This is a genomic window from Enterobacter cloacae complex sp. XAL002, assembly GCF_049236805.1.
Lineage (GTDB): Bacteria > Pseudomonadota > Gammaproteobacteria > Enterobacterales > Enterobacteriaceae > Enterobacter > Enterobacter intestinihominis.
On the sequence record NZ_JBMKJN010000012.1, the window covers coordinates 138644 to 158210 of the forward strand.

At 47.3% G+C, this 19567-nt stretch carries 22 protein-coding genes; 11 read left to right on the top strand and 11 right to left on the bottom strand.

Annotation, left to right across the window (positions count from 1 at the left end; all coding sequences use genetic code 11):
• Nucleotides 1-12 precede the first annotated feature (12 nt).
• Both ACOT0L_RS13770 and ACOT0L_RS13775 read left to right on the top strand, forming a co-directional pair.
• Nucleotides 13-1122 (top strand): AI-2E family transporter, encoded by a 1110-nt coding sequence (locus ACOT0L_RS13770; RefSeq protein ID WP_022647190.1) that lies wholly within the window; start codon nt 13-15, stop codon nt 1120-1122.
• 114 nt (nt 1123-1236) lie between these two features.
• Nucleotides 1237-3021, top strand: a complete 1785-nt coding sequence (locus ACOT0L_RS13775; RefSeq protein WP_058645981.1) for a diguanylate cyclase — start codon at nt 1237-1239, stop codon at nt 3019-3021.
• Between the two features lie 22 nt (nt 3022-3043).
• Here the strand turns inward: ACOT0L_RS13775 and ACOT0L_RS13780 are convergent, their stop codons facing one another.
• A complete protein-coding gene (locus ACOT0L_RS13780) occupies nt 3044-3553 on the bottom strand; it encodes a hypothetical protein (protein WP_023299409.1) in 510 nt (169 codons plus the stop codon).
• 182 nt (nt 3554-3735) lie between these two features.
• On the opposite strand from ACOT0L_RS13780, the gene ACOT0L_RS13785 reads away from it, so the two are divergent.
• The 5 genes from ACOT0L_RS13785 (at nt 3736) to ACOT0L_RS13805 (ending at nt 8123) form a co-directional block, all read left to right on the top strand.
• Nucleotides 3736-4230, top strand: a complete 495-nt coding sequence (locus ACOT0L_RS13785) for a molybdopterin-dependent oxidoreductase (protein WP_022647187.1) — start codon at nt 3736-3738, stop codon at nt 4228-4230.
• Between the two features lie 17 nt (nt 4231-4247).
• The gene (locus tag ACOT0L_RS13790; protein WP_023299408.1) at nt 4248-6185 is read left to right on the top strand and encodes a putative bifunctional diguanylate cyclase/phosphodiesterase; all 1938 of its coding nucleotides are present in this window, start codon (nt 4248-4250) and stop codon (nt 6183-6185) included.
• A gap of 259 nt (nt 6186-6444) precedes the next feature.
• Complete coding sequence (locus ACOT0L_RS13795) at nt 6445-6702, top strand: YjhX family toxin (protein ID WP_022647185.1); 258 nt, start codon at nt 6445-6447, stop codon at nt 6700-6702.
• Nucleotides 6703-6712: 10 nt separating this feature from the next.
• Entirely contained in the window at nt 6713-7459 is a 747-nt protein-coding gene (locus ACOT0L_RS13800) for an SAM-dependent methyltransferase (protein ID WP_022647184.1), read from the top strand.
• A gap of 169 nt (nt 7460-7628) precedes the next feature.
• Nucleotides 7629-8123 (top strand): DUF523 domain-containing protein, encoded by a 495-nt coding sequence (locus ACOT0L_RS13805; protein WP_022647183.1) that lies wholly within the window; start codon nt 7629-7631, stop codon nt 8121-8123.
• A 366-nt stretch (nt 8124-8489) separates the two neighbouring features.
• Here the strand turns inward: ACOT0L_RS13805 and hha are convergent, their stop codons facing one another.
• The 7 genes from hha to ACOT0L_RS13840 form a co-directional block, all read right to left on the bottom strand.
• Nucleotides 8490-8693: a hemolysin expression modulator Hha gene (gene hha / locus ACOT0L_RS13810; RefSeq protein WP_038415439.1), complete on the bottom strand. Its 204-nt coding sequence runs from the start codon at nt 8691-8693 to the stop codon at nt 8490-8492.
• A 49-nt stretch (nt 8694-8742) separates the two neighbouring features.
• Entirely contained in the window at nt 8743-9831 is a 1089-nt protein-coding gene (locus ACOT0L_RS13815) for a fimbrial protein (RefSeq protein ID WP_126503138.1), read from the bottom strand.
• Nucleotides 9832-9860: 29 nt separating this feature from the next.
• The gene (locus ACOT0L_RS13820) at nt 9861-12446 is read right to left on the bottom strand and encodes a fimbria/pilus outer membrane usher protein (RefSeq protein ID WP_072200986.1); all 2586 of its coding nucleotides are present in this window, start codon (nt 12444-12446) and stop codon (nt 9861-9863) included.
• A gap of 24 nt (nt 12447-12470) precedes the next feature.
• On the bottom strand, nt 12471-13184 hold the full coding sequence (locus ACOT0L_RS13825) for a fimbrial biogenesis chaperone (protein WP_058677403.1): 714 nt from the start codon (nt 13182-13184) through the stop codon (nt 12471-12473).
• Between the two features lie 62 nt (nt 13185-13246).
• Entirely contained in the window at nt 13247-13795 is a 549-nt protein-coding gene (locus ACOT0L_RS13830; protein ID WP_022647178.1) for a fimbrial protein, read from the bottom strand.
• 216 nt (nt 13796-14011) lie between these two features.
• Nucleotides 14012-14599, bottom strand: a complete 588-nt coding sequence (locus ACOT0L_RS13835) for a hypothetical protein (RefSeq protein WP_126503140.1) — start codon at nt 14597-14599, stop codon at nt 14012-14014.
• 13 nt (nt 14600-14612) lie between these two features.
• Nucleotides 14613-15392 carry an EAL domain-containing protein gene (locus ACOT0L_RS13840; RefSeq protein WP_126503142.1) on the bottom strand — a complete coding sequence of 260 codons (780 nt, stop codon included), beginning with the start codon at nt 15390-15392 and terminating at the stop codon, nt 14613-14615.
• A gap of 421 nt (nt 15393-15813) precedes the next feature.
• Here ACOT0L_RS13840 and ACOT0L_RS13845 point away from each other — a divergent pair, with 421 nt between their 5' ends.
• Nucleotides 15814-16671: a winged helix-turn-helix domain-containing protein gene (locus ACOT0L_RS13845; protein ID WP_126503144.1), complete on the top strand. Its 858-nt coding sequence runs from the start codon at nt 15814-15816 to the stop codon at nt 16669-16671.
• The gene (locus ACOT0L_RS13850) at nt 16664-17152 is read left to right on the top strand and encodes a hypothetical protein (RefSeq protein WP_063137845.1); all 489 of its coding nucleotides are present in this window, start codon (nt 16664-16666) and stop codon (nt 17150-17152) included. Before ACOT0L_RS13845 ends, ACOT0L_RS13850 begins: the two co-directional genes overlap by 8 nt.
• 597 nt (nt 17153-17749) lie before the next feature.
• Here ACOT0L_RS13850 and ACOT0L_RS13855 read toward each other — a convergent pair.
• The 3 genes from ACOT0L_RS13855 to ACOT0L_RS13865 are packed head-to-tail and all read right to left on the bottom strand — an operon-like array spanning nt 17750 to nt 18826.
• Nucleotides 17750-18079 (bottom strand): hypothetical protein, encoded by a 330-nt coding sequence (locus ACOT0L_RS13855; RefSeq protein WP_063148323.1) that lies wholly within the window; start codon nt 18077-18079, stop codon nt 17750-17752.
• The gene (locus ACOT0L_RS13860) at nt 18076-18615 is read right to left on the bottom strand and encodes a lysozyme (protein WP_126503146.1); all 540 of its coding nucleotides are present in this window, start codon (nt 18613-18615) and stop codon (nt 18076-18078) included. The genes ACOT0L_RS13855 and ACOT0L_RS13860 overlap by 4 nt, the downstream gene beginning before the upstream one ends.
• Nucleotides 18602-18826: a class II holin family protein gene (locus ACOT0L_RS13865; RefSeq protein WP_038415426.1), complete on the bottom strand. Its 225-nt coding sequence runs from the start codon at nt 18824-18826 to the stop codon at nt 18602-18604. Before ACOT0L_RS13865 ends, ACOT0L_RS13860 begins: the two co-directional genes overlap by 14 nt.
• A gap of 149 nt (nt 18827-18975) precedes the next feature.
• Here ACOT0L_RS13865 and ACOT0L_RS13870 point away from each other — a divergent pair, with 149 nt between their 5' ends.
• Both ACOT0L_RS13870 and ACOT0L_RS13875 read left to right on the top strand, forming a co-directional pair.
• Nucleotides 18976-19338, top strand: a complete 363-nt coding sequence (locus tag ACOT0L_RS13870) for a GtrA family protein (protein ID WP_038415424.1) — start codon at nt 18976-18978, stop codon at nt 19336-19338.
• The coding region (locus ACOT0L_RS13875; protein ID WP_421637263.1) for a glycosyltransferase at nt 19335-19567 on the top strand (233 nt) is incomplete at its 3' end. The genes ACOT0L_RS13870 and ACOT0L_RS13875, both read left to right, overlap by 4 nt.

Sequence of the window (19567 nt, forward strand, 5' to 3'; positions counted from 1 at the left end):
CCAGGACTCACTATGCGATTTAACGGACTGACCAAAGGTTTCTTTATTCTCATCCTGGCCCTTGTAACCTGGGCCTTCTTTGACGTGCTGTCTCCCTATTTCTCGGCGATTCTGTGGGCCGCGATCCTGACCATCATTTTCAACCCGGTGAAAAACAAACTGCGTACCGCGCTGGGCGATCGCAACGGGCTGGCTTCACTCCTCACACTCGGCATTATCTGCCTGATCGTGTTTATTCCGTTGATGGTGATCCTTTCCTCGCTCGCGGTGGAACTGAACATGGTTTACACCAGGCTGCAACAGAACAACACGCAGTTCCCGGAAGTGATCGCCGGTATCTTCAACCGCCTGCCGGACTGGGCCAGCGGCTTCCTGGCGGATCACAACCTGACCAACGCCGCGCAAATCCAGAAAAAACTCTCCGATGTCGCGTTACAGGGCGGGCAGTATCTGGCGGGCAGCGCGTTCCTGATTGGGAAAGGGACGTTCGGCTTTGCCATCAGCTTTGGCATTATGCTGTATCTGCTGTTTTTCTTGCTGAAAGACGGGCCGTATCTGGTGCGCCAGATCCTCGACTCGCTGCCGCTGTCTGACTTCGTCAAACAGCACCTGTTCGCTAAGTTTGTCGGCGTGTCGCGCGCCACGGTAAAAGGCACGGCGGTCGTGGCGGTGGTTCAGGGCACGCTCGGTGGTATCGCCTTTGCTATTGTCGGTATTGACGGCAGCGTATTGTGGGGCGCACTGATGGCATTTCTCTCCCTGGTGCCTGCCGTTGGGTCGGCCATCGTCTGGGTTCCCGCCGCCATCTTCCTGTTTGCCACTCACCAGCTGTGGCAGGGTCTGTTCATTGTGGGCTTCTTCGTCATTATCGTCGGGCTGGTGGACAACCTGTTGCGTCCGCTGCTGGTGGGCAAAGACACCAAAATGCCGGACTACCTGATACTGATCACCACGCTCGGCGGTATGGAGCTGTATGGCATTAACGGCTTTGTGATTGGGCCGCTGATTGCCGCTCTGTTTATCGCCTGCTGGAACCTCTTCTCCGGCCGCGATCACGCAGGCAACGCCGAGGAGCTGGACGCAGACTTTATCGAAGAGGGGAGAAATTCTCCGGATCTATAAAGAAAGGCGTTCTGTGAGGCGGCCCTGTGCCGCCTTTTTTTTCGCGATAAATCAGAGGTTTTCTATAATCTGAAATGAACGCTCTTCCACATTTGTCGTAGAAGGATCCAACAGGTGCGAATCGCCACGATCACGAACTGGGCTTATGGTGTCACGGTGTGCCTGACCATTGCCTCCGGCATCGTCATGCTGATGGCTTCCCACGCCGATAACATCGAACGTGAAGCCGTTAAACAACGCCAGGTCTTCGATCAGCTGACGGAGGAGATCGAGACAGACACCTGGATGCTCTCCGATCTGGCGCGGCTTTACGTCATCCAAAAAGAGCCCGAGGTGCTTGAGAAATATCAGGCGAAAGAAGCCGAGCTGAAGAATATCGAACGCACGCTGCGACAGCTCAAAAATACGGGGGCATCGGGCGAAGAGCTGGCGCTGCTGTACGACGGACTGAAAATTGTAGACGATCTACAGGATGAACAGCAGGCAGCCATTGACGGCATCGCCCGTGGCGAGGAACAGCAGGCCGTTTCGCTGCTGTTTGGTAAGAGCTATGAGCTGGAACTCGAACGGGCACACAACGCTATCGAACGCTTTCGCATGCTGCTGGACAAGCGCATTATTGCCGACGTGCAGGCCGCAACCAAAACGTCCAAAACGCTTCGAACGGCCTCTGAGGTGATGGTCGGCCTGACCGCCCTGCTCTTCCTGTTTGTGATGGTTTTCATCCTCAAGCGCCGCGTACTCCGCCCGGTGGTGCGTCTGAGTGATGTTGTTCATCGTCTTGCATCGCAGGATTACGCCGTCGAAACGCCGAACTTTACCCAGGTTGATGAAATCGGTGATATGGCGCAGGCCATCCGCATCTTCCGTGAGAACGGGCTGGCAAGGCAGCGGCTGGAAAAAGAGCGCGATGCTGACTGGGCCATCCGCGAACTGCTGGCGCGAATGACCCAGCGGTTGCAGGGCTGTGAAAACTTTGCCGACGTGATGAATGTGGCGGAGCTGTTTGCACCCAATATTGCGCCGGGGGTTTCAGGGCGTCTGTATATTCTGGAACGCGAGCCGTGGCAGATGCGCTGTACGGCCGAATGGCTATCGCCAGAAGGGGATAAAAAGCCGTTCCATCCTGACGAATGCTGGGCCGTCCGGCGTGGTCAAAGCCATCCGCCAGTGAACGGCGAGCCGGATATCGGCTGTTATCATCTGCCCGAATCACAGGCGCAGCAATCGCTGTGCGTTCCCCTGATTGCTCAGGGCGAGGCGATTGGATTGCTCTCATTCCAGAACATCACGCCTGAAACCGCGCCGTCCCGCGCCTATCTGGAACTGATGGCCGAGGCGCTGGGACTGGCGCTGGCCAACCAGCGGCTGCGCGATGCGCTGCTGGAAAAAGCCCTGTTCGATCCCTTGACGGGGCTGCGTAACCGCCACCATCTGGAAGATACGTTACGTACTCAAATGAAGCAGGCCGTGCGTAACGAGGAGCCGGTAAGCTGCCTGATGATCGATATCGATCACTTCAAGAGCATTAATGACCGCTTTGGTCATGAGGCCGGCGATCTGGTGATTAAAAGCGTGGCAGCCATTATTCAACGGGCGGTACACGATAGCGGGCTGGCCTTCCGTTATGGGGGTGAAGAGTTTTTGGTGCTTCTTACCGGTGCAGATGAGGAAGCAGCGCACGCCGCTGCAACGGAGATCTACAACGGCGTGCATGCGCTTTCGCTGCGCTACGGGCTTTCGGAGATTGGCCCGGTGGATGTGTCGATCGGGATCGCCAGCTATCCGCAGCACGCCCAGAGCGATAATCTGCTGCGCGCGGCGGACGTCGCGTTGTACCGGGCGAAAGAGCTGGGCCGCTCGCGGATTGTCAGCTTTGGGATGCTGGAGGCGGGCTAAAGGGGTTATTCGAGCCTGAGGTTCAGGATCGCGCGATCGCCCAAAGCACCACCATACCCAGCGAATTACTCCGCTTTTCCACGTACAGGGTGCCATCGATTAAATAATATCCCTGAGGATAACAGATGCGGATCTCTCTCTTGAGTTCCGGCTCATAGACTTCCGCCCCCGAACAGCTATTTCTGCTGCCGGATTCATACCGGTAAGGTTGGCTCCAGGCAGAGTATTCTCCGTTCAGTAGCCAGGCCGCGGTAAAGATGACGAAAATGGCAACCGGCAGGCTGAAGATGATGAGGCCGAGGTAAAGTTTGACAACGTCAACAAGGGTTTTGTCTTTAAACGCCCTCTTCGCGGCGAACATCACTATCGCCACCAGCGGCAGCAGCAATGTGACAGCCGCAAGATACTGTTCCCCCAGGGCCGTAAGAAATGTCACGCGATAAATCTCGATTGACCAGACAACAAAGCCAAATATCAACGCTAACCCGCCAACGATGAGTGGAATTAAAAAGGCATAGCTATCTTTTTTCATGATGGACGGTTCCTTGTCATGCGTCTGCGGTAAGAAGGTTAAGCATCGCTCGGGTGGCTGCCGACTGACGGCGTTTTTACATCCTGATTATGATGGATACACGTGGGGAAAGATAAAATATATAAACTAGTAGGATAACTAAATTATAATTCTTATACTTATGTTAAAACGTGGAGGCTGAAATGCGATTAATCCTAATGCTGTGCTGCTTTTTAGTGCAAAGCGTCACCCTGGCTGGTGAGTTGCCAAAACCTGCTGGTAAACCCATTTTAACGATTTACGGTAATATCGAGAACACGAATGAAAGTGGAAAAGCCGTGTTTGATATCGCCAGCCTTGAAAAACTCGGTATGGTGAGCTTCCAGACATCATCCCCCTGGTATAATGGCCGCACAAAGTTTGAGGGTGTTCCAATGAGCAAACTCATGGATTATATTGGCGCAAAGGGTAACGTGGTCAATGTTATAGCGCTTAATGATTACGCGACAGCCATCCCGCTCAGCGACTTTAAAAAATATAATGCCATACTCGCTTTGAAGGTTAATGGTGAATATATGCGCATCCGAGATAAAGGTCCGGCATTCATTGTATATCCCTACGACAGTCTTCCTGAATTAAATAATCAGATATATTATTCGCGATCGGCATGGCAGGTCAGCAAAATGAAGATTGAATAGCAGTTCAGGAGAACATAATGAACAGGATACTGGTTGGTATCATTTTTTCTCTTTTTATCACCACTGGATATATTGCTTTTCTTGTTTACGATCGACAGCAGGAGCTCCAAAAACTGACTCATTACACGGAGTCATGGTCTGTCGCCCAACTGGTATCCGAATATTACCGCTTTGAATCATGGCTTGGTCTGTACGCAACCGATTCCGATGACGTTACGATAGACCAGGTCCGGATGCGGCTGGAAATTATGCTAAGCCAGAATGATCTGTTTAAGGAGGGGGATTTAGGACATTACATTAAAAACGTTCAGGCACATCATGACCTCGCGTTAAGCCTTGATAAAATCCTTACGTATCTGGATGCTAACCTCGAAAAAATGAGCCATTCGGATGTAAAAACATACCTTCATACCATGCATTTGCTGGATGCTCCACTCAGTCAGCTTTCATCAAGCGCGTTAACGAAAGACATTAGCACGATTAACAGTAGCAACCATAAAATACAGATCCTGTATTATATTTACTCAGCCCTCTCTTTACTGCTGATCATTCTGAGTATTATCCTGGGTTTTTTAACGATCTATCAAAATAAAAACATCCTTAAAGCGCACAGGCAGGTTGAAAGTCTTGCAGAAGAACTCCAGTTATCCAAGGAGACCCTACAGATTCAGAATTCAAAACTAGAGTATGACGTTTACCATGATTCCCTCACTGGCATGAAAAACCGTCTGTACTTCTGGGATGAGCTCAGCAAACTCAATCTTGAGGCCGAAGAAAATCATGTTCCCGTTACGGTAATGTTATTTGATTTAGACCGATTCAAAGAGGTCAACGATACCTATGGTCATGATGCTGGCGATTTACTGTTACGTCAGGTATCCAGGCGATTGACCGCCATGAGCAATATTTCAGACAGATTTTACCGTTTAGGCGGAGACGAGTTTGCTTTTTTAGCCAGCGGGTTAAACGAAAGCGAAGCCGTTTTGCGCGCTAGAGAAATCAGCGAGAATATCAGTAAACCCTATACGATTAATAACCAGCTCATAAAAATTGCCACCTGCGTGGGTATTGTTTTATCAGATAATGAACGACGTGCTGATTATCTTTATAAGTTCGCCGATCTGGCGCTCTATGAAGCCAAAAAGGCAGGCTCACAGCAGATTAAAGTTTTCCGTCAGCGAATGCTTCAGAAGTTACAGGAGAGCAGAACGCTTGAAAATGATATGGCAAGGGCGATTGAAAACAATGAGTTTATTGTTTATTACCAGCCTATTGTGAATTCCGTCAGCAAGGAAATTTACGGCTATGAAGCGCTTATTCGCTGGATGCATCCTGTAAAGGGAATGCTTTCCCCGGATAGCTTTATTTTCGCCGCTGAAAAAACAGGCATGATCAACGAGATAGGTAAAACCGTACTTAAACTGGCCTGTAGGGAAGCGGTCTCCTGGGCTGTTCCGGCCAGGATCTCCGTAAACGTCTCGCCTGTTCAATTAGGCAGCAAATCATTTATTAATACGGTGCAGACCGTTCTGGCTGAGACCGGGCTCCCGGCTAACCGTCTTGAGTTAGAGGTCACAGAGTCATCCCTCTTTAGTGACAGAAATAACCCCATTGCGATTCTGAAAAAACTCCGCGCACTGGGCGTAAGAATTTCCATTGATGATTTTGGCACGGGTTATTCGTCGCTCTCCAGACTCAGCGAACTGAATTTTGATAAAATCAAGATCGATAAATCTTTTGTCAATCCGATATCTACACAAGAAGATGCGCTTAATATTGTGAAGCTTATTACCGGTATGGCTAAGAGCCTTAATATGGGCGTTATAGCCGAGGGCGTTGAGACCGAAGAGCAGCTTGAGCGGCTTCAGGCTCTGGGTTGCGAGCTTGTGCAGGGATATCTTTTCAGCAAACCACAGCCTCGGGTCGACAGCAAAATTAAGAGCGGCCAGGAATGATTCCCTCTCCTCAGCCCGATGCCAACCGTGATCACGTTTTTCACCCCTGGGTATTCACTTATAAAAATCAGGTGTTATCATTCACCCCGTAAATACCTTTCAACTCAACCCGAGGCTTTGATGCTGGAGAATGTAATCATCTGATAATCAGCTTACCGACCTTTCCAGGCCGGACTGATTATCAATGCGCCGAAATCGAATGCGGACACCGCTGTGTGTTTGCACGTTTTGCACATGATGATTAAACAGGTTTTCCAGTATGAATTTATCCCGTCAGGAACAACGTACCTTACACGTTCTCGCCAAAGGTGGCCGTATTGTGCACGTCCGCAATACCTCCGGCCGCGTCACCGCCGTTGAATGCTATAGCCGCGAAGGGCTACTGCTGGCTGACTGCACGCTCGCCGTTTTCAAAAAGCTCAAAACCAAAAAGCTGATCAAATCCGTCAACGGTCAGCCCTACCGCATTAACACTACGGGGCTGAATAACGTCCGCGCCCAGCCCGATAACCGTTAAGGAGAGGATGATGGATATCCCACGTATTTTTACTGTTAGCGAAAGCGAACACCGCATTCATAACCCCTTTACGCAAGAGAAGTACGCGACGCTGGGCCGCGTGTTACGCATGAAGCGAGGCACACGCATTCTCGATCTTGGCAGCGGCTCGGGAGAGATGCTTTGCACCTGGGCACGTGATTACGGTATCACCGGTACCGGCATCGACATGAGCCCGCTCTTCACCGCGCAGGCCACGCGGCGCGCAGAGGAACTCGGCGTCAGCGAACGCGTCCATTTCATTCATAACGACGCGGCTGGCTATGTCGCGAATGAAAAATGTGACGTGGCGGCCTGCGTTGGCGCAACCTGGATTGCGGGTGGCGTAGCCGGGACGATGGATCTGCTGGCAAAAAGCCTCAAGCCCGGGGGAATAATGCTCATTGGCGAACCGTACTGGCGTCAGGTACCCGCGACGGAGGAGACAGCCCAGGCGTGCGGCGTCTCGTCGATTGCAGACTTTCTCACTCTGCCCGGTCTGGTTGCGTCTTTCGATCAACAGGGCTATGACCTGGTTGAAATGGTGCTGGCAGACCAGGAAGGCTGGGACAGGTACGAAGCCGCAAAATGGATGACCATGCGTCGCTGGCTGGAGGAAAACCCAGAAGATGACTTCGCGCAGGAGGTTCGGGCGGAGCTGACGATAGCGCCTGAACGTCATGTGACGTACTCGCGGGAGTACTTTGGCTGGGGGGTGTTTGCGTTAATGGCGCGATAATATGGCGCTGGCGGTATAGCCTTGGGGGTATACCGCCATTCGGCGTTTACGATCATGCTTTTTCTCAATCAGTCTAAAGATACAGCGCAGCATTCCCCCGCTAAGAGACAGATATATACAAGTAATGTGTTAACATACAGCTATACGGGTTACGTCATATTAGATAACGATGATCAATAAAATACTGGTAAGTGCATGCCTGACGGGACTCAAAGTACGTTATGACGGAAGCGAGAAAGCACAGATGTCAGATCAGTTGCAGCGCTGGCAGAAAGAAGGACGCCTTGTGATCTTCTGTCCAGAACTGGCCGCCGGTTTATCAGTGCCCCGCCCTCCGGCTGAAATTATTTCTGCTGAAATTAAAGATACATTGCTGGCGCAGGTCAGAATAATTGAAATTAATGGGCAGGATGTCACTGAACAATATCAGCTCGCCGCCAGATTAGCGCTTCGTACCGCTCAGGAGTCAGATTGTACCGCGGCGCTATTAACCGACGACAGCCCAACATGCGGTAGTCAATTTATCTATGACGGTTCATTCAGCGGCCAGCGTAAGTCAGGAATGGGTGTCGCTGCATCGCTACTCTCCAAACATGGTATAGCCGTATTTTCTGAGAAGAGGCTCGCCGATCTGATTGCCTGGATTGATGAAAAAGAAAAGTGAGTTCTTTTTAAATAGCTACGGACAAAACTCACTTAATCCGTTTATGTCATTTTTTGAGAAAAACACGCTTCACAAAACCTTTCTGAATCTCATTAATTTTAAGCAGCAATCGATTTGGTGAAACGTTAGCGCGGAAATGTCGATGAGATCAGGGATAGACACATGAAAATTGCTAAAAATATGATCATCTCAGCCATCCTGTTACCTTTCTAGTGATTATCTGCGGATGGCCAATAACGTCATAAAATTTAACGTGCATGGAGCATTCAGCCCACCTGACGACGAGAAGGTTACTCTTCTTCCAGCCGTCAGGTTTGACATAACATAACGTCACGCAGGCGCTGTGCTACCTGCCACGCCCGCATTTTATTTCACAAATTTCCACACTTCCGGAGGTACCTTGTCGTAAAGTTTCCCCATTGTCAGTTCGGCCAGTCGATGATCGACCGCAGAGTTAAATGTCTCCAGTTCATCACTGGAAAGAGAATAGGTGTTTTTATCTATGAGTTTTTCTAACGTATCTTTTGATGTACACCGCCTGAGTTGTAAAAGCCATTCCTGTCTGGTCATATCGACTCTTTAATTTCAATGGATGAGAGAAAAATTATTATTTATCACACTAATAATAATTTATCGTAAACGTCAGCGCTGACTCCGCCAAACCAGGAGTCACCTGCCCGCCTGACTGTATATATCTGGCCTGCAGAGGGATCCGTAATTGCGTCACTCCCGTATTTCCGGTTACGGGGCCCAGAGGATCAAAAGCTGTTCCCATTTTTATCATGCTGGTATCATTTTGCTTTCTGACCTGCATATCTATCCCCGTTGCACTGCCAGTACCTGATTTGAGACTGAATGAATCAGGTGTAGGGTTGCCATAAACGGGATTAATCAATACACTCATTTGGTTTTTTGCCTGAAAATATCCTGGATAATTCCCCGGGCAATTATCTAATTCAATGTTGAAATCCACCCATTGACTGGTACTTCCCACACCGGTGAAATCAGTCGTTTTATATTTTCCCATTGGCACGACCACATCAGGTGTCTGGCATGTAAACGGAATAACATTCACTGAGCCGCTAAAAGATACAGACCCCATCGTTATTTTCTTTCCGTCATAGAGTGTTCCATCACTCTTATAAATCATGCCGTATATGCCGAAGGTGGGCAGGTCACTCCCCAATAAAACGCCTGGCTGTAAGAGGGAACCGTTAACTAATGCTATATAATATGCCCCCATACCTATGCCAGAACCATTACCAATGATAGAAGATCCAGCGGGGCCGTGAATTGTTACATAATGAACTGTAGTCACCGCCATGCCTGGTGGTGAAGAAAGAGAATTAGTGAATCCGACTCCAAATGCCGGAGCATTCATTGCAACGACACTGTAAGCTGGATTAACCCCTATATTCAAATTATAAGAACTACCATATGAACTCAATGGTTCAAGAAAAACATATAGCGTATAAGTTGCGATATCTCCACCAGTTACATAACACTGATAATTGTAATTTGAAGTTATAGTGTAATAAGAGGCTATCACAGTAGTCAACGAGGATAGGTCAACACCGGGTGAAATACTACCTCCAGGTAATACTATCTCCTTGTGGCCAATATTCGTGTCGTCACAAACAGGTGCAGCTAAGGCCACCGACGGGAAATGCGCCATGATGAACAATGAAATAGCGAGTAACATTTTCATGCTACTGCGTGACAGAAACCCTACCGCATTCAGTAACATTCCAGGACCTCTTTCTTCATATTAATTGCTGAATCTTCTTCGGAAACGATGACTTTCATTTTGCACTCCCCCTGATTACCGGCCTTCAGTTTGAGAATATGAGTGCCTGGCTCAAGGCGAACAAATATCTGCCCGGCCTGGCCGACGATCGCAATATAATTACCCTTCTCACTGCTGACATCAGCGCCGAAGGGGACTGGTTCTCCTTTCCATCGGGCAGAAATCAGTACGGGGACCCCTGTTTGCGTATTATATTTAACCTTTACAATAGCACCGGCGTAGGGGGCCACCTTACGTGACGTGCTATCAAAGCCGACATTATTCGTCGCATCCTTTGGATCGATGGCCACTTCATTCAGTTCATACGCATTCAGATAAGGCACCGCTGCATACCCGGCATTATCAATGCTGATACCAGGGTACGAGGAAACCCGGGCGCCTTTGGCTCCTCTGGCTTCAATCAACGCCCAGGTATCTGAGGTGTAAGGGCTGAGGGTTGCGCCACCGGAATGCAGGATCACGGACCCATTCGCACCAAATGACTGGCTCTGATAGTGATTACCAACGCTGCTGCTGGCATTAAGATAGGTATATGGTGTCCGCCACTGCCCGTTAACATACAGGCTGCTGCCGGTTGCGCCGCTGGTATTGCGGGCTGTTACCCCATAGCTGTACTGGTTGTCTTCGCCGGCAGTTCCGGACAGGGAGGCCGCCTCAGACCATGAATCATCATTGTTGCGCCCTGTTTCCAGACGCGCGGATGGAACGTCTGTATCTCCGGCAGTACCGAGAGGGAAGCTGAGGGACAGAAGCCAGCTGGTATCGCTTTTGCCGTACCAGGTGTATGTCCGGTTGACATTTAATCCGTAAGTAACTGAATTCCAGCTATTACTGTAACCGACCTGGAACTGTTTATCGGTATCCTTACTGTTCCAGTAATTCTGTAATGACGCACTTGCATAGAACTGTCCCAGGCCTTCTGGAAGAGACTGGCTGGCAGTCAGGGTATAGCGGCTTTTGGAACGTTTCAGACGCTGTTCATCGTAACCACGCGCCAGCATATCTTTTGTCATCATGGCTGTTGCCAAATCGTAATAGCCCTGCGTTGAAAAACGATAGGTTGCCAGCGTCAGATTGGTGCCCGTCCGGGGGATGAATTTTGAATAGCTGAGTCTGTAGCTCTGTCCGGATAACGTTTTATGGCTATATTCCTGAGCATTCGGGTTGCCCGCAAAAGAGGCATGCGACTGGGTGATATCCAGAGAAATCGCCCCGGCCTGGGTTCCTAATGCCATACCGGCCTGAGCGGCATAATAACCGTCGCTTTGTTGCCAGCCAGTATAGCCCGTCAGGTAATTTGACAGGCCATGCTGCCAGGTTGCCTCATAAAACTCCGGTTTATCTCTAAGGTTAAGCTGGCGTAATTTACCCGCCGTAAAGGAATAGCGGTACGACCCCGGTCTAATCAACTGCGGCATCGCGGTATACGGGACCAGAAAAAAGTTTTCATTGCCATCTGCTTCCCGAACGGTCACGGCAAGGTCGCCACCAAACCCCGTCGGATAAAGATCGTTAATGACGAATTCACCCGGGGAGACAGTTGTCTCATAAATGATGGCGTTATTCTGGCGTACAGTGACTTTGGCGTTCGTTCTGGCCATCCCCCTGATTTCAGGCGCATAGCCCCGCTGCGAAGTTGGATACATGCGCTCATCGCTGGCAATTTGCATACCGGAAAATGGCAGGGAGTCAAAAACCCTGCCTGTGGTATTAGACTGGCCAATAAGTAAACGACCTTTGATAAACGGAATATCTCGCTGAGCAAACGTGTTCAGAGACTGATAATCCTTTTTCCCATCATCAGACCATGAATAGGAGCCATTATGACGGAAATACCATGCGCCAAGATTAAATCCGGTATTCAGTGAGGCAAACAACGACTTATAATCGTAATGACTGGACTGACTTGTCCAGGCGTTCAGCCCATAGCTGAGAAATGCTGCTGGTATACCGCTATCCCAGAGCTCCGGGTTCACGGAACCACGCGCAGAGCGATGAACATATTTTTGCGGCAACGTAATATCCAGTACCTGCTCACCGGCATCGAATTCGACCCTGGCATTCGGGATGCCAGATAAGATCTCGGTGCAGCCATCAGAATTTGGCTGTCGCACTGTGTCGGTCTCATTGATTCTTTCCCAGGCCAGAGGGATCGCTTTCAGTAATTCCGGCGTTATACAGACATAACCAGAGTTATCCGCCCGGGTTTTAATCTCGATATTTTCATTCCCTACTTCACTCCCATTTACCCGAATAGAGGCATAATATTTCCCGGGTAAAAGAAAACCGCGCTTTGAAAAGCGGCTGATATCGACGGGTTGATTGTTTTGTAACATCAGTACATCACTGATAAATTCAACGTCCCCGGTCCCGGGGTCAGGTATCACTTCTGACAGAGGATTCTCAGGCTGCGCTCCTGTGTGTTCCATTGCTTCAGTTGAATGCGATATACTGCAAAAACCCGCAACAGCTGCTGCAAGAAAGCTCTTGCGGAAATATTTATTATGGTTTTTCACGTTATATTCCCTGTCAAACAGACGTTATTGAACAGCAGCAGATTTCGCAGTGACTGCGCCATAATCATTGACGGCGTCAAAGTGAATCGTTTGTCCATGCCTTACCTGCAACGGAAACGACTCAGCATCAAAAGGTGCTATCATTTTCCCTTCGGTCTTTTTTCCATTCGCTTTTACGCCAGAAATAGATACATTCCAGGGCGTTTTATTGATGGCCTGTAATTTCCCGTCTACGGTTTTCCATTCGAGCTTATCCGGAGCTTCAATGGATTTCCCCTGAAGCGCCTGCGGCCGATAAAAAAGTTTTATCCGGGTACGAAAAGCGATTTGTAAAAAATTATCATCTTTCTTTGCACTGTTACGTGCTGGCACTTCAAGCACGTTAAGCCAGAATACTGACTCTTTATCTGAAGGCAGGTGTTTTCCGGTAAAACTGATCTGTAGTGTCTGACCTTTGCCGGGATCAACACGGTTTATCGGGGGCGTCACAATAAAGGGGGCAGTGCTGGTATCCGGAGATTTACTCATAACTCCATCATCAACCCAGCTCTGGATAAGTACGGGGGATTTACCATTATTATTAAGTTTCACACTGACAGAGCGCTCGCCCTGAGAGTAAATCACCCGGGTACCGGTAATAACAATACTGGCTTTCACGGGCGCGCTAAGCAGCACCAGAAAAAGTATGCATAGTGAACTCAGTGTCTGAATAAAAAAAAAGGTATGCTTCCGCTGCATAGGCATAAATCCACCCTCTCTGAAAGGGGGCCGAAGCCCCCTGATTAATAAAGTACGTTGAATTACATGTACTGAATGGAGTAAACCACCTGGCTGATAACTGTCCCGGCAGTGGTTGCAGCATCAGCAAAATACTCAACTGAATAAGGCAGATTTGCACTGCCGGATGAAACATCAACATAAGTTGTGTTGGCAGCCTGATTGCCGTTACCCGCCACAATGACATCTCCAGTAGCAGAGGACTCATCACGCAGCTGCAGGCTGACATTCGTTGCCGACCCGCCCTTATTCAGAAGATGTCCGCTGGCTAAATCCACGGTCGGACCCGCTTCAAAGAACGCAGACGCGGTTTTAAGAGTACCCTGGCAGTTAGTCAGCGCGATATTAAAGCCCGTACGCCCCGCAGTCTCACCCAGATTTACCAACTGGTTGGTTCCTACTGTTGGCAGGACAACCGTTGCATTCGCAGCCTGGTTATCAACAACGGCATCACAGGTTGTGGCAGTCAGTTCACCATTAAAAGTAATGGTTCCTGTCGATGCAGCATTCGCAGAACTTACAGTTGCACCCAGAACAGCAAACAGCGTTAACGCAATAGCACTTTTTTTCATGTCTATATCCTTAGATCATATTTATACACGATAGAGTTGTAATAAGGAGATGTGAAAACATCCTTATCAAACCACTTACTTAGAATGGTGAAAATCACCAGGCACTACAAAAAAACATAAAGCGTTGAGTTATTAATTTTCAGTATTAAGCACTTCATCTGTTCAAACAAATGAATTTTGGCAATAAACAAACAGAGGTAAACCATGGGACAGCGGTTATAGCATCCCTGTTCTAATTTCACTTAATGCTTTCACTACAAAATGAGCTTCCCCATCACCATTAACCAACATTTTCTGATAAGCAGAACGTTTATAATAACTAATTTTCTTAACCCCAGTTTTATACTTAAAGGAACTAAACTGGGCACCGGTTAAGTTAAAATAGTTGAAAATCACCTGTTCCTCTTTTTGGGTAAGAGATATGCCAGGCATAAAACTTACCCTCCCGTACTTCTTAATTACATCTAACATCCGCCATGATGAAAGGCATCTGTTAATTACCAGAAAACCTTTATAACAAAGCGCCATTTCTCTTTTGCCGAGGGTTCTCAGAGAAAAGACAATATTAGTTCTAAAACGCGCAGCGAAATTCCTGATGAGGTGCAAGTCATCCACTGCCAGTATAATGATGCTTTTTTCATTATAGTTTTCAAAAGGAATACCATCAGAAAAACATTCCTGCTGGTTTTGATCTACATAATAACAAAAAACATTTAGATTATTTTCATTCTTTAATAAAACCCCCAACCCATTAAGGTAAAAATAATCATCGGATATGAGAAAAACTGTTTTTTTTACTGTCATGGTATCCGTCCTGTCAGCGGTAGTGTTTCATAAAATCACAAAAAGCAGCTACGGATAAAGGTCGTGAAAAAAAATACCCTTGCATATGTATGATTCCAGCGTTTCCCAGAGCCTCTTTCTGATGTTGATTTTCCACCCCTTCCGCAACAATATGCACCCCGCACAGAGAGGATACTTTTACGATGCCATCAATTAACTTCCGGTAAATTAGTTCAAAGTTCTCTTTTATCTGCGTAACCGAGCGATCCAGTTTTAGAATTGAAACATTACTTACGCCAAAAAATTTCATTGCAGCAGTGTTTATCCCAGCATCATCAATAGCGAACTTCACTCCGATAGAATTATAGAATGCGATTGCATTCAGAATATCACTGGTCGCATCAGTAATATTTCTTTCCACTATCTCAAGCAGGATCACCACATCTGTTTTGAAATAACTCTTAAACCTCACTACCGCATTCCTGATAGTTTGAGAGCTTATCTGACCACAGGTGATATTCAGAGAAAAAACAAAGCCCGATGGGATTTCGCCTGCGCCGTCATTTTTCCTTAACAGTTCTGCCGTTTTCAGTAAAAGCTCTCTTGCATAAAAATCTGCACGCTCAGGCACCTCAAGTTCTTCGATATGCAGCTGATTAAGTATGTATCCTTTTTTTGTTTTTACTCTACAGAGGATTTCTGCTCCCACGATACAGTTATCATAAGTATTAATAACAGGCTGAAGGAAAGGCGTAACATCCATTTCACAATTGTAAGAACATTTCTTTTCAAGTGTATCATTCATTATCAGCATGTTTCATACCCTTCTTTTATCAGTATCGCAGTGTTTATCCTTACTTTCGTTTGCTTCAGCGTGTCCGTCTGCAATGAAACAATCATAACTCTGACTTCTAATTTTTTATATAATATATTGCAAAATATATAAATATCAGACAATTCATCTGAGTATATATGCATTATTAATTTTTTTATTCTTTTATATAGAAATAAGGCTCATCATTGAGAGAGTTTTAAAAACCATCAGAATGTATATAAAACATTCATGTCGGAAGGAGAATTCTATATTTTGATATGATATTTATTGTAAATAACAAAACACTATCATATTCGCGTGACAGATATGTTTAATATGCTAAACTCAGCGCCAAAATCAGTTTCACTATTTCATACAGGTAAAAGTGCCGCAGGTAAGACCTGAAGGATAAGGACGGGTTATGCTCTATATTTTCAATGAGAATATTGTTTATGATGACGCTCAGTGTTCTTTAACTAACTGTAAGAGTTATGACTCGATCCTTCTTCCAGCAACAGCCTCAAGGTTGCTGTCTTTGTTTATCAGATATCAGGGGTCAACTTTAACCCGTGAAGAAATCCTCAATTGCGTATGGGATGAGTACGGTTATAAAGCGTCCAACAATACACTTACACAATATGTATCGTTGATTAGAAAAAATTTTCAGTTACTTGGTGAAACAGCCGATATCATCATCACTATTCCACGTACCGGTTTTGTGATGAACAAAGATGTAGAAGTGAAAATGATCGAACCCGGAGCAGAAAAACAAGACCTGTTGCTTCCGGATACCCGTTCATTCAGTGATGATTTTCTACCTGACACGGTCGAACAGGGGATGTCTCTTACAGAGACTAATACAGATACAGGCACTGAAGAGGACAGTACGACTTCCATTACAAAAAACAGTAAAAGATTAGTATGGTTTCATGGCCTTAATGCATTGTCATTAATCATGTTCTTTATTATTTGTTATCATATTCAGCTTAAAACTAATGAGATGAAAGTATCCAGGGTATACCAAGTCGGTACGATTGACAGCTGCCCTGTATATATGTTTTTCAGAAGTGCGCATGAACTGCTTCCCGTGAGACTCACCTTAACTGAAAATATAGCCAGAGAATCAATACCCTGCCTCCCAGGAAGTTTTTATATCTCTCAGCAGGAAGACAGCCTGATTTTTGGTGAGACAGGCCGTTTATTCATTAGCAGATGCAGTTATCAGGCTGGCAACAAGAAAAAGTTATCCAGTTGCAAGAGCGTATATAGCCATGAATAGAAAATATAAATTATTAACGATTACTTTATTTGTGTTTTTTTCAGGCATGCTTGTCGCTATCAGTAACATGACTAAAAGTGGCAACATTAACTGTTCTGGAACCTTACAAATGAACTCACCGGGCGATCAAGAGTATCTCTTTAATGGAACCATCAGTGTGGTGATACGACCGGGTACTGAAAGTATTATCAGTATCTTTGGTACTTCGGTATCAGCAAGACAGCCTTCCCCCATCAATACGCATCTCGTTAATCGGGATATAACATTCACGGTCCTGAGCAGAAACAAAAGCGATTTTTACCTGAGTGATATGAAGACAACAGCTCACCCCGGGGACAGCATGACCGAGACAGAGGCCTCTGGGCTGCTTTTCGATATGTTTGATCTGGAAAACAACAGGCTCACCGTTCGAAGATATCTCAATACCTTTGTTTTTGGCGATGTTCCTCTTCCTTTATTTATTTGTGTGAAAAAAAGATAAAATTTTATATCCCTTTAATCGGTTTAATATGAAATAAGGTGATTTTCGGATGACCATCTTAACGTTGGTGATATGCACATCTCAGGGCAGAGTTCAAACCAGAATCCGGTCAACTGGTTCTGCTCCATAACTTTGCGGTACGACATAACGTATGTCTGTGCTAAATACACTGTGCATATCTTGCCGTTATTCTCGACCTGTTCACAACAGAACGGATAACAAACCAGGCGGGGAGACAAACCAAAGCGATTAGGCGTTTAAATAGAACTTCAGATTGCAACCAAACGAATCCGAAAAGAGATGGCGGGAGAATTTGAAATGGTGCCGATAATAGGAGTAAAACACAGCAAATAACCACATGTATTTAATGTGTTTAGTTTTTAATAAATCCCTAGATACCCGAATTGATACCCGTTTTGATTTCGCTCCCGATTGAGGAACAAAACGGGCTATTCCGTAGCCCTGTACCAAGCTTGCCAACGATATTTATCCAGCCGTAACTGGCGCAGGCATTCCGCTGTTTCGATGTCCGCCTGCAGGTCTTCGTCGCTGTCTGTTCCAGCTTTACTCGCTCCCCTGCACGGTTCCTGCATCAAATCAGCTGATGGAGTTGGCCGCATCGAGGGCTCGCTGGCGCAGCTGCACAGCGTGATCGTCAAAATCGCACTTAGTATGATTCGGGTCGTTAACATATTTCACCACGTCTCGGTAAATGGTCCGGTAAATCACTTTTCCTTCTGCGCTGGCCGCTGCCGCTTTCTGCTCACTAGTGGCGACGGCTTTCTCCGCTTTTTTGTTTTTCGCTGCATGCTCGCTGTTTACCTTGTCGCTGTGCGCATACCAGCCTTTCAGATAACCCGCGTAAAAGGTAACAGCGAAAAGCGCCAGCAGAACGCCCAGCGCTAACAGCTTTGCTTTAATGGTCACTGGTCTATCCCCCAGCACGTCAGTGCGCTTTCCTGATCCCGGCGATCGACCTGACCATAGCAACCGTTCTTCTGGCCTTTGGTCAATCTGCAATCGCGGCCGCCGTCTTTAATCCACCAGCGGATCGCTTCGCATGCACCTTTGCGGTCACCGGAATTGATGCGCTTATAGAACGTTGAGGGGAAACAATTACCGGGCCCGATGTTATAAGGGCAGAACGAAGCAATACCTGCTTTCTGCGGCTCGGTCAGTGGTACCTTGATATTGCGCTCCACCCACGCAAGAACCTTATCCCGTTCGATGGCGTTCACCTGATCGCATTTCGCCTGCGTCAGCTTCATGCCCTGCACTACCGGTTTACCATCCACCATTGTGGCGCCACGGCAAATTGTCCAGATCCCGCCGCCGTCTTTGTACGCTGTGAGGCTGTTGCCCTCTTTCTCATTCAGGAACTGGTCGAGAATTTGCGGGGCAGAAGCGCCAGCAAGTATCAACCCCAGAACAGCGGCGCTGAGCTTAGCCTTACTGGTAGCCATTGTCCCGAGCCTCTTTGCGACGATCGTCTTTAATTTTGAAATAAAGGTTTGTCAGATAAGTCAGCAGACCAAAGAGAATACTGGCGAGAACGCCAATTGCAGCCCACTGGCTGGGACTGACTTTATCGAGCAGTTGCAAAAGCCAGTAGCCAAAGCTGCCAATAGAAGTGCCGTAGGAAAGTCCCGCCGCCACGTCTGAAACGTTATTCATCCTCATGCCTCACCCCCGGTGGGGAAAATCGTATCGTGGCATGAGGGTAAGCGCGCAGGTCGGTCGGAATCCCGACCATATAGAGGAGGTCGATAAGGTTGACAACAAGTGCTAAACTTCTTGGCTTTCAGAATTGACTGATTTTTATAATGTTAAAGATATTCAGTAGATACGTTTCCGTTGGCGTGCTCAACACAGCCATACACTGGCTGTGCTTTGGCGCTCTGCTTCACTTCTTTGGGGTCAGCCAGGCGATTGCTAACGTTCTGGCATTCTGCATTGCTGTGACGTTTAGTTTTTTTGCGAATGCGAAATGGACGTTCAAATCACAGGCCACTTCCGGACGCTATCTCGCGTTCGTATTATTCATGGGGATCATGGCAGGCTTGACGGGTTACTTCGCTGATACTGTGGGCGCCCCTCCCGTGGTTACCCTAATAGCATTTTCCGGCTTTAGCCTGGTTGCCGGGTTCATCTACTCAAAATTCATTGTCTTTAGGGATGCGAAATGAAAATTTCTCTTGTCGTTCCGGTGTTTAATGAAGAGGAAGCAATTCCAATCTTTTATAAAACCGTGCGGGAGTTTGAAGGGCTTCAGCAGCATGAAGTTGAAATAGTCTTCATTAACGACGGCAGTAAAGATGCGACAGAATCAATCATAAATGCGCTCGCTGTGGCCGACCCGCTTGTCATTCCTCTTTCCTTTACCCGCAATTTCGGTAAAGAACCTGCGCTGTTTGC

Coding starts and splice junctions, on each gene's coding strand:
- ACOT0L_RS13870 (WP_038415424.1), top strand. CDS start 18,976: ATGTTAAAGATATTCAGTAGATACGTTTCCGTTGGCGTGCTCAACACA.
- ACOT0L_RS13860 (WP_126503146.1), bottom strand. CDS start 18,615: ATGGCTACCAGTAAGGCTAAGCTCAGCGCCGCTGTTCTGGGGTTGATA.
- ACOT0L_RS13840 (WP_126503142.1), bottom strand. CDS start 15,392: ATGCTGATAATGAATGATACACTTGAAAAGAAATGTTCTTACAATTGT.
- ACOT0L_RS13770 (WP_022647190.1), top strand. CDS start 13: ATGCGATTTAACGGACTGACCAAAGGTTTCTTTATTCTCATCCTGGCC.
- ACOT0L_RS13805 (WP_022647183.1), top strand. CDS start 7,629: ATGATCAATAAAATACTGGTAAGTGCATGCCTGACGGGACTCAAAGTA.
- ACOT0L_RS13790 (WP_023299408.1), top strand. CDS start 4,248: ATGAACAGGATACTGGTTGGTATCATTTTTTCTCTTTTTATCACCACT.
- ACOT0L_RS13780 (WP_023299409.1), bottom strand. CDS start 3,553: ATGAAAAAAGATAGCTATGCCTTTTTAATTCCACTCATCGTTGGCGGG.
- ACOT0L_RS13800 (WP_022647184.1), top strand. CDS start 6,713: ATGGATATCCCACGTATTTTTACTGTTAGCGAAAGCGAACACCGCATT.
- ACOT0L_RS13835 (WP_126503140.1), bottom strand. CDS start 14,599: ATGACAGTAAAAAAAACAGTTTTTCTCATATCCGATGATTATTTTTAC.
- ACOT0L_RS13830 (WP_022647178.1), bottom strand. CDS start 13,795: ATGAAAAAAAGTGCTATTGCGTTAACGCTGTTTGCTGTTCTGGGTGCA.
- ACOT0L_RS13815 (WP_126503138.1), bottom strand. CDS start 9,831: ATGAAAATGTTACTCGCTATTTCATTGTTCATCATGGCGCATTTCCCG.
- ACOT0L_RS13825 (WP_058677403.1), bottom strand. CDS start 13,184: ATGCAGCGGAAGCATACCTTTTTTTTTATTCAGACACTGAGTTCACTA.
- ACOT0L_RS13865 (WP_038415426.1), bottom strand. CDS start 18,826: ATGAATAACGTTTCAGACGTGGCGGCGGGACTTTCCTACGGCACTTCT.
- ACOT0L_RS13785 (WP_022647187.1), top strand. CDS start 3,736: ATGCGATTAATCCTAATGCTGTGCTGCTTTTTAGTGCAAAGCGTCACC.
- hha (WP_038415439.1), bottom strand. CDS start 8,693: ATGACCAGACAGGAATGGCTTTTACAACTCAGGCGGTGTACATCAAAA.
- ACOT0L_RS13850 (WP_063137845.1), top strand. CDS start 16,664: ATGAATAGAAAATATAAATTATTAACGATTACTTTATTTGTGTTTTTT.
- ACOT0L_RS13845 (WP_126503144.1), top strand. CDS start 15,814: ATGCTCTATATTTTCAATGAGAATATTGTTTATGATGACGCTCAGTGT.
- ACOT0L_RS13795 (WP_022647185.1), top strand. CDS start 6,445: ATGAATTTATCCCGTCAGGAACAACGTACCTTACACGTTCTCGCCAAA.